The 11,756-nt window shown below is 73.5% G+C and carries 10 protein-coding genes; 7 read left to right on the top strand and 3 right to left on the bottom strand.

Translation table 11 applies throughout. The features are described 5' to 3' along the window. Positions 1 to 20 precede the first annotated feature (20 nt). Together ABTY15_RS16770 and ABTY15_RS16775 are read left to right on the top strand one after the other, a co-directional pair. Complete coding sequence (locus tag ABTY15_RS16770; RefSeq protein WP_350588741.1) at positions 21 to 1,901, top strand: amidohydrolase; 1,881 nt, start codon at positions 21 to 23, stop codon at positions 1,899 to 1,901. A gap of 105 nt (positions 1,902 to 2,006) precedes the next feature. Beyond that, positions 2,007 to 2,708, top strand: coding sequence for a YoaK family protein (locus ABTY15_RS16775; RefSeq protein WP_502893520.1), 702 nt, complete (start codon positions 2,007 to 2,009; stop codon positions 2,706 to 2,708). Between the two features lie 125 nt (positions 2,709 to 2,833). Here ABTY15_RS16775 and ABTY15_RS16780 read toward each other — a convergent pair whose 3' ends face one another. After that, complete coding sequence (locus tag ABTY15_RS16780; RefSeq protein ID WP_350588699.1) at positions 2,834 to 3,712, bottom strand: universal stress protein; 879 nt, start codon at positions 3,710 to 3,712, stop codon at positions 2,834 to 2,836. A gap of 334 nt (positions 3,713 to 4,046) precedes the next feature. Here ABTY15_RS16780 and ABTY15_RS16785 point away from each other — a divergent pair, with 334 nt between their 5' ends. The 4 genes from ABTY15_RS16785 (at position 4,047) to ABTY15_RS16800 (ending at position 8,699) form a co-directional block, all read left to right on the top strand. Then, positions 4,047 to 5,570: an amino acid permease gene (locus tag ABTY15_RS16785; RefSeq protein ID WP_350588700.1), complete on the top strand. Its 1,524-nt coding sequence runs from the start codon at positions 4,047 to 4,049 to the stop codon at positions 5,568 to 5,570. A 25-nt stretch (positions 5,571 to 5,595) separates the two neighbouring features. Further along, positions 5,596 to 6,819 carry an arginine deiminase gene (locus ABTY15_RS16790; RefSeq protein WP_350588701.1) on the top strand — a complete coding sequence of 408 codons (1,224 nt, stop codon included), beginning with the start codon at positions 5,596 to 5,598 and terminating at the stop codon, positions 6,817 to 6,819. A 25-nt stretch (positions 6,820 to 6,844) separates the two neighbouring features. Then, complete coding sequence (argF, locus tag ABTY15_RS16795) at positions 6,845 to 7,849, top strand: ornithine carbamoyltransferase (RefSeq protein WP_350588702.1); 1,005 nt, start codon at positions 6,845 to 6,847, stop codon at positions 7,847 to 7,849. A 61-nt stretch (positions 7,850 to 7,910) separates the two neighbouring features. Next, entirely contained in the window at positions 7,911 to 8,699 is a 789-nt protein-coding gene (locus ABTY15_RS16800) for a ribosome hibernation promotion factor (protein ID WP_350588703.1), read from the top strand. A gap of 173 nt (positions 8,700 to 8,872) precedes the next feature. Here the strand turns inward: ABTY15_RS16800 and ABTY15_RS16805 are convergent, their stop codons facing one another. Next, complete coding sequence (locus ABTY15_RS16805; RefSeq protein ID WP_350588708.1) at positions 8,873 to 9,757, bottom strand: universal stress protein; 885 nt, start codon at positions 9,755 to 9,757, stop codon at positions 8,873 to 8,875. 83 nt (positions 9,758 to 9,840) lie between these two features. After that, positions 9,841 to 11,430 (bottom strand): oleate hydratase, encoded by a 1,590-nt coding sequence (locus tag ABTY15_RS16810; RefSeq protein WP_350588727.1) that lies wholly within the window; start codon positions 11,428 to 11,430, stop codon positions 9,841 to 9,843. Between the two features lie 141 nt (positions 11,431 to 11,571). On the opposite strand from ABTY15_RS16810, the gene ABTY15_RS16815 reads away from it, so the two are divergent. Then, positions 11,572 to 11,756: hypothetical protein (locus tag ABTY15_RS16815; RefSeq protein ID WP_350588733.1), on the top strand; the 185-nt coding region annotated here is incomplete at its 3' end.

The following is an 11,756-nucleotide window of genomic DNA, read 5'->3' on the forward strand; positions in this document are numbered from 1 at the left end:
AGGGACCTCCCTTGTCCACCATGCCCGTCGCCGGAATCCGCCCCGGTGCTCCCGAGCAGCCCGCCGACCTCGTCGTGCGCAACGCCAAGGTGCACACCAATGATCCGCGCCGCCCCCGGGCCACCGCGGTGGCCGTCCGGGACGGGCTGATCCAGGCGGTCGGCGACGACGCGGACGTCGCTCCGCTGGTCGGCCCCGGCACCCGGGTGGTCGACGCGCTCGGCCGCCGGGCCGTCCCCGGACTCAACGACGCACACCTGCACGTCATCCGCGGCGGCCTCAACTACGTGCTGGAGCTGCGCTGGGACGGCGTCCCGACGCTGCGCGAGGCGCTGGCGATGCTCCGGCTCCAGGCCGAGCGCACCCCGCCCGGCCAGTGGGTGCGGGTGGTCGGCGGCTGGTCCGCCGACCAGTTCGCCGAGCGTCGGCTGCCCACCCTGGAGGAGCTCAACGCGGCGGCACCCGACACCCCCGTCTTCGTGCTGCACCTCTACCAGTCGGCGCTGCTCAACCGGGCCGCGCTGTGCGCCGCGGGTTTCACCCGGGACACCCCCGACCCGGCGGGCGGCCAGATCGTGCGCGGCCACGACGGCGAGCCCACCGGTCTGCTGATCGCCGCCCCGGGCGCGCTGCTGCTCTACTCCACCCTGGCCAAGGCGCCGACTCTGGACGAGGCCGACCGGATCGGCTCCACCCGGCACTTCCTGCGCGAGCTGAACCGCTTCGGCCTGACCTCCGCGATCGACGCCGCCGGCGGCTTCCAGAGCTTCCCCGAGAACTACGGCACCGTCATGGAACTCGCCCGCCGGGGCGAGCTGACCCTGCGCATCGCCTACCACCTCTTCCCGCAGACCGCCGGGCAGGAACTGGACGACCTCACCCGCTGGGTCAACACCGTGCGCCCAGGGGAGGGCGACGCCTGGCTGCGCCTCAACGGTGCGGGGGAGAACCTCACCTGGGCCGCCGCCGACTTCGAGAACTTCACCGAGCCGAGGCCACAACTCGGCTCCTACGAGACGGAGTTCGAGAAGGCCGTCCGGCTGCTGACCGAGCACGGCTGGGGCTTCCGGCTGCACGCCACCTACGACGAGACCATCCGCCGCGACCTCGCGGTGTTCGAGAAGCTCGCCGCCGAGGGACTCTTCCCGCAGGGCGGCCGCTGGCTCTTCGACCACGCGGAGACCGTCAGCCCGGACAGCCTCGACCGGATCGCGGCCCTGGGCGGCGCGATCTCGGTGCAGAACCGCCTCTCCTTCCAGGGCGAGGCCTTCGTCTCCCGCTACGGCGCCCCCGCCGCCGCCGAAGCGCCGCCACTGCGCGCCATGCTGGACCGCGGCCTCACCGTCGCCGCGGGCACCGACGCCACCCGGGTCTCCTCCTACAACCCCTGGGTCGCCCTGCACTGGCTGGTCTCCGGCCGGGCCGTCTCCGGGCGGCGCCTCGCGGCCGAGCACAACCGGCTCAGCCGCGAACAGGCCCTGGAGCTCTACACCCTCGGCGGGGCCCGCCTCACCGGCGAGGAAGAAGTCAAGGGCCGTCTGGTGGTGGGGAGTTACGCCGACTTCGCGCTGCTCAGCGCCGACTACTTCACCGTGCCCGAGGCTGACATCCCGCACATCGAGTCCGTCCTCACCGTCGTCGGCGGGCGGATCGTCCACGCCACCGCGGAACACCAGGGCCTGGCCCCGGACCTGCCTGCGGTGACGCCCCCCTGGAGCCCGGTCACCCGCTTCGGCGGCTACCACGCCACCCCCGCCCCCAGCCTGGCCGCCGGCGTCCGCCAGGCCGAAGGCGTGCTGGAGGCCGTGGCCGCCTCCGGCGAGCAGCACGCCTGGCGCGCGGCGCGTGGTCTCGCGCTGCCCGGACAGGCGCAGGTGCCACTGGACCCCTGCTTCTTCTGAGCGGGAGCCGACTCTGCTCGGGGGCACCGCCGGAGCGCGGCGGTGCCCCCCGGGCGCACGTACCCCGCCCACCATCTCTCTCCCCCGCCGGACCGAGGAGCCGTCGTGACCACGCCCGCAGCCGATTCCCGCACCACCTCCCCACCACCCGGACCACAGATCCACGACCGCCACCCGCTCGCCCTGGCCCTGTTCGGCCTGACCCTGGTCAGCGGCCTCATCGACGCGGTCAGCTACCTCGGTCTCGGCCACGTCTTCACGGCGAACATGACCGGCAACGTCGTCGTCATCGCCTTCGCCCTCGCCGGAGCACCCGGCTTCTCCGTGACCGGTTCACTGACCTCCCTCGCCGCCTTCCTCCTCGGCGCACTCCTGGCCGGTCGGCTGGCCACCCGGGACCCCGGACCCCGGCGCCCTGCCCGGCTGGGCACGGTCTTCGCCCTGGAGGCCGCGCTGTACGGGGTCGCCGCCGCCGTCGTCTTCGTCCAGGGCACGGACGGGCCCGCGCAGTACGTCGTGATCGCCCTGCTCGCCCTGGCGATGGGCATCCGCAACGGCACCGTCCGCAGCCTCGGCGTGCCGGACCTCACCACCACCGTGCTCACCCTCACCCTGACCGGTCTGGCTGCCGACTCCCGCCTCGCCGGGGGCGCCGCCGCCCGCCAGCGCAGGAAGATCCTCTCCGTCGTCACCATGCTCGCCGGAGCCGCGCCCGGAGCCGCCCTCGTCCTGCACGGACAGACCGCCTGGGCGCTGGTCGCCAGCGCCGTCCTGGCCGGCGGCACCCTGCTGGTCCACCGCGACTGACGTCCTGCACGGACAGGTCAGAGGGGTGCGGCGAAGGGCAAACACCCGTCCGGGGCGGTGGGTACCGGCCACGGTGGTGCGCCCTGTCGCTGCTCGGGTGGGCGGTGGTGAGGGGTGGGCGCGGCTCACGGGTGGGGGACTACGGCGACCGGGGCGGCGCAGTGGTGCAGGACGGCGTGGGCCACCGGGCCGAGGCGCGGTCCCAGGCGGTGGTGGTGTTCCCGCCGGCCGACGACGACCAGGTCGGCGTGGGTGGCGGCCTCCAGCAGGGCCCGGGCTCCGCCGCCGAGGCGGATGTCCTCGACGATGTCGACACCGGGGTGCTTCGCCCGCAGGCCGGTGAGGACCGGGGAGATCAGGGCCGCTTGGACGGCCTCCTGCTCCACCGGGTCCACCAGGGGTGGCATCAGGCCCCCGTAGGCCCAGGCGGGTAGCAGGTCCCACCCGTGCACGACACGCAGCCGGCAGCCGCGCAGCTCCGCCTCGGCGGCGGCGAACTCGACGACGGCGTCGCCGGGTTCACGGCCGTCGAGACCGACCAGCACCTCCCGGGTGGCCTCGACGGCCGCGGGCCGTTCGGTGGGTGCCTGGCCGAAGCGGACCAGCACCGTCGGGATGGGCGTGCCCGCCGCCACCGCGAGCCCGACCGAGCCGACCAGGAGGCCGGCGAACCCGCCGAGCCCGCGGGAGCCGAGCACCAGCAGCTCCTGCCCCTTCGCCGCGGCGATCAGCCCGTCGACCGGATCGTCCGAGAGCACCGCGACCTCCACCGGCAGGTCCGGGTGGTCGTGCCGGATCCGGTCGCCGATCCCGCGAAGCGCGTCCAACGCTCTCGGCCGCAGGTCGCCGGGCCGCGAGACGTTCTCGTCCCCGGCGTCGAGCCACGGCCAGGCGTGCAGGAGCCGGAGCGCGCAGCCCCGGCGGCGGGCCTCCGCGGCCGCCCACAGCGCCGCGGCCTCGCTCTGTGGCGATCCGTCGATTCCGGTCAGGACATAGCGCGTCATGGTGGTTCCCCCTCGTGAGATCAGGGCATCGGGCCCGGACGGCCGCCGCCCGGCATGCCATCGAATCTCCCGCCCGGGGGCCGGGCGGGAGAAGGGACCGAAGGGACCGGCCGTTGGGCCGGTGGTCCCGGTCGCGACGGCGGTGGTCCCGGTCACGACGGCGGTGGTCCCGGGCCGGGCCGGGACCACCGGCGGGCGGACCGGGACCGCAGGCACGGGGGACAGGGACTGTCGGCCCCTGGGACGGAGCGGCTCGGCGGATCGAGGATCTTCCTCGGCGAGCGATGGGCAAGACCCTCGCCCCGGACTTCCACTCTGACCGAGGAGCACCCTCATGTCCGCACCCGACCGACCGGATCGACGGGCCGCCGCAGCGGCCCCGGGGCAACCGAGAACCGACACCCGCTTCGGGCTGCCCGCCGCGACCGCGCTGGTCGTCGGCAGCATCATCGGGACGGGGGTGTTCGCCCTGCCGTCCGCGCTCGCCCCCTACGGGCCGATCGCCCTGGTGGCGTTCGTCGCCGTGACCGTCGGCGCCCTCGCGCTGGCGGTGGTGTTCGGGCGGCTGTCCGAGCGGGTGCCGGGCAGCGGCGGTCCGTACGTCTACGCCCGGGAGGCGTTCGGCGAGTTCGCCGGCTTCCTGACCGCCTGGTCCTACTGGATCACGGCCTGGGCGGGCAACGCGGCCATCGCGGTGGCCTGGGTCGGCTACGTCGAGGTGTTCGTCAACAAGGGCCACCACACCTGGGCGTCGATCACGATCGCGCTGGCCGGGCTCTGGCTGCCCGCGGCCGTCAACCTCGCGGGCGTGCGCAGCATCGGGGCCTTCCAGGTGGTGACCACCGTGCTGAAGTTCCTCCCGCTGGCGTTCATGGGGACGGCGGGCCTGCTGTTCGTGAAGTCCGGTAACTTCGGGGCCTTCAACGCGAGCGGGGGGTCGGCCCTCGGAGCCGTCTCGGCGGCGGGCGCCATCGCCCTGTTCAGCTACATCGGCCTGGAGACCGCCTCGGTCGCCGCCGGCCGGGTCCGGGACCCGAAGCGCAACGTGCCCCGGGCGACCGTGTACGGCACGCTGGCCTGCGCGGCGATCTACCTGCTCGGCACCCTGGCCGTCTTCGGTACCGTCCCGCACGCCCAACTCACGGGCTCCACGGCACCGTTCACCGACGCGTTCAACACCATCGCCGGCGGCACCTGGGCCGGGAACCTGGTCGCCGCCGCCGCGATCATCTCCGGCCTCGGCGCACTCAACGGCTGGACGCTGATCTGCGCCGAGATGCCGCTCGCCGCGGCCCGGGACGGACTGTTCCCCTCCGTCTTCGCCAAGGCCCGGGGACAGGGCCAGGTACCGGTCTTCGGCATCGTCTCGGCCACCCTGCTCGCCTCGCTGCTCACCGTGGTCAGCTACACCCAGTTCACCAAGGTCTTCACCGAGATCGTGCTGCTGAGCGTCCTGACCGCCGTCATCCCCTACCTGGTGTCCGCGGCCGCCCAGTTGCTCTGGCTGGTGCAGCACGGCCGTGCCGAGCTCGACCGGCGGCGCCTGGCCCGGGACGTCACCGTCACCGTCCTCGCCCTGGTGTTCTCCTACTGGTCGATCCAGGGCAGCGGCTACCAGACCGTCTACTACGGCCTGTTCACCATCCTGCTCGGCATCCCGGTCTACATCTGGCTCAAGCGGGAGCGGAGCGGGAACGCCACGGCCACGGCGGCGCCCGCCGGCCCCGGTACGGCCGACCCCGTGCCGCCGGCCCGCCCGGCCGCCCCCGTGCCGGTGGCCCGCGCGGCCCGCACCCCCCACCCCGTCGGCCTGCCGACGATCATCCTCCGCGCGCTGCGCCCGCGGCACCAGCACTGAGAACCGAGAACGAGGAGACCCACCGATGAACACCCTGCGTGTCGACTCCGAAGCCGGCCGCCTGCGCCAGGTCATCCTGCACCGCCCCGGCCTCGAACTCGCCCGGCTCACCCCCCGCAACGTCGACGACCTGCTGTTCGACGACATCCTGTGGGCCAAGCGGGCCCGCGAGGAGCACGACGCCTTCGCCCAGGTGCTGCGCGACCACGGCGTCCGCGTCCACCACTACGCCGACCTGCTCGGCGAGACCCTCGCCCTGCCGCCGGCCCGGGCCTGGCTGCTCGGACAGATCATCACCGAGGCCACCGTCGGGCCCGCCCTGGTCGACCCGGTCCGGGCGCTGTGCGAGGACCTCGACGGCCCGACCCTCGCCGAGTACCTGATCGGCGGCGTCCTCAAGGACGACCTGCCGCTGAAGAGCCCGCACAGCCTGGTCTGGAGCGCGCTGGGGGAGCAGGACTTCGCCCTGCCGCCGCTGCCCAACCACCTCTTCCCCCGCGACAACTCCTGCTGGATCGGCGGGCGTTACAGCCTCAACCCGATGGCGAAGCCGGCCCGTCGCCGGGAGACCCTGCACACCGCGGCGATCTACCGCTTCCACCCGCTGTTCGCCGAAACCGCGCCCCCGCTGCTGGACGGCACCGTCCAGACCCCGGGCACCACCCTGGAGGGCGGCGACGTCCACGTCGTCGGTGAGGGGGTCGTCATGATCGGCATGGGCGAGCGGACATCCCCCCAGGCCGTCGAGCAGCTCACCCAGAAGCTGTTCCAGTACGGCGCCGCGCGGCGGGTGATCGCCGTCCGGCTGCCCGAGAGCCGCGCCTTCATGCACCTGGACACCGTCCTGACGATGATCGACCGGGACACCTTCGTCGTGTACCCGGGCCTCGCCGACCGGCTGCGCTCCTGGACCCTGACGCCCGCCCCGGAACGGCCGGCCGGGTTCGACGTCCGCCCCGACGCCGACCTCGCCTCCTCGCTCGCCGAGGCCCTCGGCCTGGACAAGGTGCGCTTCCTCTCGGCCGAGCAGGACGTGCGTGCCGCCGAGCGCGAACAGTGGGACGACGGCAGCAACTTCCTCGCGCTCGAACCCGGCGTCGTCGTCGGCTACGAGCGCAACACCACCACCAACACCTACCTGCGCAAGCAGGGCGTCGAGATCGTCACCATCGCCGGATCCGAGCTCGGCCGCGGCCGCGGCGGCCCGCGCTGCATGAGCTGCCCGATCCAGCGCGACCCCGCCAACTGACCACCCCCGCAGAGGAGAAGCCGCCATGACCACCGACCTGCACGGCCGCCACTACCTGGACGAGTTCGACTTCACCGCCGCCGAGATCCACCACCTGCTCGACCTCGCCGCCGAGCTGAAGGCCGCGAAGCGGGCCGGCACCGAGACGCCCCGGCTCACCGGCCGCCGCCTCGCGCTGATCTTCGAGAAGAACTCCACCCGCACCCGCTGCGCCTTCGAGGTCGCCGCCGCCGACCAGGGCGCCACCACCACCTACCTCGGCCCGGACAGCTCCCACATCGGCCACAAGGAGAGCGTCGCCGACACCGCCCGCGTCCTCGGCCGGATGTACGACGCCATCCAGTACCGCGGCTTCAGCCAGGACACCGTCACCGAACTCGCCCGCCACGCCGGAGTGCCGGTCTACAACGGCCTCACCGACGCCTGCCACCCCACCCAGAGCCTGTGCGACGTGTTCACGATGCGCGAGCACAGCGGTCGGCCGTTGGAGGAGATCTCCTTCTGCTACCTCGGTGACGCCCGCAACAACACCGCCAACTCGCTGATGGCGATGGGGAGCCTGCTGGGCATGGATGTCCGGATCGCCGCGCCGCGCGCACTGTGGCCCGAGGCGGAGCGGGTCGCCGCGTGCCGGGCGCTCGCGCTGGACAGCGGGGCCCGCCTGACCGTCACCGAGGACGTGACCGAGGCCGTGCGCGGAGCCGACTACCTCTACACCGACGTGTGGGTCTCGATGGGCGAGGACCACGACCACTGGCCCGACCGCATCGCGCAGTTGCTGCCGTACCAGGTCAACGCCAAGACCCTCGCCGCGACCGGCAAGCCGGGCACGGCCTTCCTGCACTGTCTGCCGGCCCTGCACGACACCCGCACCGACCTCGGCGCCGAACTCGCCGCCCGACACGGGCTGGAGGGACTCGAAGTCACCGACGAGGTCTTCGAGTCGCCCGCCTCGCTGGTGTTCGACCAGGCCGAGAACCGCATGCACACCATCAAGGCGATCCTGGTCGCCACCCTGCGGAGGGACTGACCGTGCGCGTCGTCGCCGGCGCCCGGCAGTCCGAAACCACATCCGAAAGGCAGGACTCCTGATGAACCGTCTGCACACACCGATGGCCCACGACATCCAGGTCGAGACCCGGGGTGAGGTGTCCCTCGCCGCGCCGGACTACGCCAAGGCGAAGCTGCTGGCCGTCGTCGAGCGGCAGCACGAGCCGGTGCTCGCGACCCGGGTGAGGCTCACCCAGGAGCGGAACCACGCCGTCGTCAAGCCCGCCGTCGCCCAGGCCGTGGTGGACCTCAACGGCCGCCCGGTCCGGGCCCACGTGGCGGCCGCGACCATGCAGGAGGCCGTCGACCTGCTCCAGGACCGGCTGACCCGCCGGCTCGCCCGGGTGCGGCAGCACCGCGACTCCCACCGCCACCACGCCACGGCGGGCCTCGGCGCGTGGCACGAGGAGGAGGGGCACGAGCACCGCCCGCACCGGCGCGGCCTCGCGCCGGAGGAGCGGCGGATCGTGCGGCACAAGGCGTACAGCCTGCCCAGCCAGAGCGCCCGGGCCGCCGTGTTCGAGATGGAGGCCATGGACTACGACTTCCACCTGTTCACCGACGCCACCACCGGCCGCGACAGCGTCGTCTACCGCGACGAGCCCGCCGGCGGGCACCGCCTGGCCACCGCCGGGCCGGCCGGCGAGCCGGAACCGGGGCTCAGCGTGAGCACCGCCGGGGTGCCGGAACTGGCGGTGGCCGAGGCGGTGTCGAGGCTCGACCTCACCGGCTTGCCGTTCGTCTTCTTCACCGACACCGCCACCGGGCGGGGCAACGTGCTCTACCACCGCTACGACGGCCACTACGGCCTCATCACGCCCGCGCAGTAGCGGGGGGTACGGGACAGCTGCGACGCGGAACCGGGGACGGGTGACACCGTCCCCGGTTCGCGCCGTTCCGGGACCAGGGACCCCCTCGGGCACCCTGCCGGGACCGTTCGGGGCAGCGCGAAAAGGCGGTGGGCCCCACGTCTTCGTGGGGCCCACCGCCTGCGGGTGTCCGGTCAGTCGTGCGGTACGACCGCGACGGGTGCCTGCGCGTGGTGCAGGACGGCGTGGGCGACCGGGCCGAGCCGCAGGCCGGCGTGGTGCGGGCGCCGTCGGCGGCCGACCACCACGACGGAGGCGTCGGTGGAGGCGTCCACCAGCGCCGAGGCACCGGTGCCGATCCGGACGTCCTCGACCACCTCGACCTCCGGGAACTTCTCCCGCCAGCCGATCAGCGCCCCGGTGAGCAGTTCGCCCTCGATCGCCCGGAACTGCTCCGCCTCGGCCAGCGGGGGCACCCAGCCGGCGTAGCCCCAGACCGGCGGCGGCTCCCAGCCGTGGACGGCGCGCAGGACGGCTCCGCGCCGGGCGGCCTGGTGGAAGGCGAACTCGACGACCTCCGGGGAGGTGGCCCGGGTGTCGACGCCGACGACCACCTCGGGCCGGTCGGGGCCGCCGGGCCGCTCGGACTCCCCGGCGCGGACGAAGACCGCCGGTACCTCGCACCGGCCGGCGACGGCGAGGCCGACCGACCCGACCAGCAGGCCCGCGAAGCCCCCGAGTCCCCGCGAACCGAGGACCAGCAGTTCCGCTCCGGAGGCCGCCTCGTTCAGCGCCTCGGCCAGCGCCACGACCGGCTCTCCGCCCTCGATCAGCTCCGTCCGGACCTCCAGACCGGGGTGGGCGTCCAGGACCGCCCGCTCGGCGTCCGAGAGCATCCGGGTGGTCAGCGCGCGGACGTCGGCCGGCTGAGCGGGGTCGGCGTGGATGTCGTCCAGCCAGGTCCGGGCGTGGACCAGGCGCAGGGTGAGACCGTGTCGGACGGCCTCGGCGGCAGCCCAGCGGGCCGCGGCGGTGCTTTCGGGCGAGCCGTCGATGCCGGCCAGTACGTAGGTGCTCATGGGAATGCTCCGGTTTCTCGTGCGGCGGCGGGGGAGTGCCGGGCGGGCCGGCACTCCCCCGCCACCGGGGTATGGGACGGGGCTCAGCCGAAGGCGGTCTTCAGCGCCTGGAAGGCCGTCTTCGGATCGAGCAGGGCGTGGTGGACCGGCGGGACGGGTTCGTCGAGGCCGAGCAGTCGGTAGACGGCGTGCATGGCGCCGCGCACCGAGTACTCGACGGTGAACACCACGTCCTCGGGGATCTCCACGTACTGCCCGAGGAAGGCGAAGTTGCGGGCGCCGTGCGGGATCACCAGCGGACGGTCGCCGACGTCGCGCTGGGCGAACTGGCTGGTGATGTAGGGCATCATCACCGTGGTCACGGTGGTGGTCGCGCGGACCTCGTCGGCGATGTCGTCGAAGCCGAGCTGGCCGAGCAGCTCGTCCAGGATCTCCCGGCCGGTCGACTCCGCCATGGCCTTGCCGGTGTGCTCGCCCGGGGTGTCGATGAACAGCCCGTAGCCCCACAGGGTGAACACGCCCTCGGGCTGGCCGTCGAAGTGCGGCGGGCGGGGCACGACGATCGACATCAGCCACGGCGAGTCCTTGAAGGTCATCAGGGCGCCGGTGCCGGGGGCGTTGCCGCTGAACTCCTCGATGCGCTTGAGCAGGGCGGGGCTGCGCATCGTCAGGGTGAAGGACTCCCAGGCGGCTTCGGCGATGTTGCCGTTGAAGACGGCGGGCCGGCCGAGGTCGGGGGCCTTGCGGGAGAGCGTCTCCCACAGGGCCCAGCCGCCGTCGCGCTTGTCCCGGACCAGCTCGGGCACGGTGTCGTCACCGCCGTAGGCGGCGTCCGCGGTCATCGAGCCGAGCGTGATCAGGGCCAGGTCGGACGTCGCGAGTTCGACGCTCTCCGGACGGCCGTCGCGGACCAGGTGGAGGCGCCGGGCGCGGCGGATCCCGTCGGTCTCGGTGAAGTCGACGTCGGTGACCCGGACGCCGTGCTCGAACCGTACGCCGCGCTCGACCAGCCACCGGGTGAGCGGGCGCACGATCGAGTCGTACTGGTTGAGCCGCGTGCGGCGGACCCCGGAGAGGGTGTGGATGCGCGGGAACTCCTGGACGAAGCGCAGGAAGTAGCGCTTGAGCTCGATCGCGCTGTGCCAGTTCTGGAACGCGAAGGTGGTGCGCCACATCGCCCAGAAGTTCGTGGCGAAGAAGTGCTCGGAGAAGAAGTCGTCGATCCGGCGGGCGCCGATCACGGACTCCGGCAGCGCCAGCAGCCGGGCCAGTTCGATCCGGTCATGGGTGTTCAGGCCGAGCTGGGAGGCGTCGAGGACGCGGTGGTCCCGGTCGATCAGCCGGGCCTTCGCATCCGTCGGCCAGTCCTGGTTGAAGTCGAGGATCTCCTGGCGCACGGTGATGTCCGGGTCGTCCAGGCTGGGGATCGTCTCCAGCAGGTTCCACAGGCAGGTGTAGGCCTCCTCCTCCAGCATCCGCCCGCCCCGGGTGACGTAGCCCCGCTCGGCCGCGCCGCGCCCGTCCAGCGAACCACCGGCGAGCGGGAGCTCCTCCAGGACGTGGATGTTCGTGCCGGGGACGTCGCCGTCGCGGATCAGGAAGGCGGCTGCGGCCAGCGAGGCGATCCCGCCTCCCACCAGGTAGGCCCTGGTCTCGCGAGTGCTGTCGATCATGTTCCGTCCAGGTCTCGAAGGCTGCGTCGTGCGACGCGCCTGCCTCGATCGGCAGGCTCCGCCAGCCTCCGCCCTCGGGGGGCGCCGGCCCAGGGCCGGGCAGCCCGGGGACCCAGGGCCACAGGTCCTGTCCGTACGACCGTGACGTGCCCCGACCGGCCCTGGGCGTCGTCGTGTCCCGGCCGTGACCCGGGGCCGGGACGGGACGGCCGGACGCGGCGGCCGGGTGCGGCCCTGGACACCTTCCGCCGCGAGAGCCGCGCCACCGGCGCCGCCCTCCACTACGCCGTCCTCCACCCCGGCCCGGCGACCGGCTCCCCCCACAC

Source organism: Kitasatospora sp. NPDC097643, from assembly GCF_040302625.1.
In the GTDB taxonomy this organism is placed as follows: domain Bacteria; phylum Actinomycetota; class Actinomycetes; order Streptomycetales; family Streptomycetaceae; genus Kitasatospora.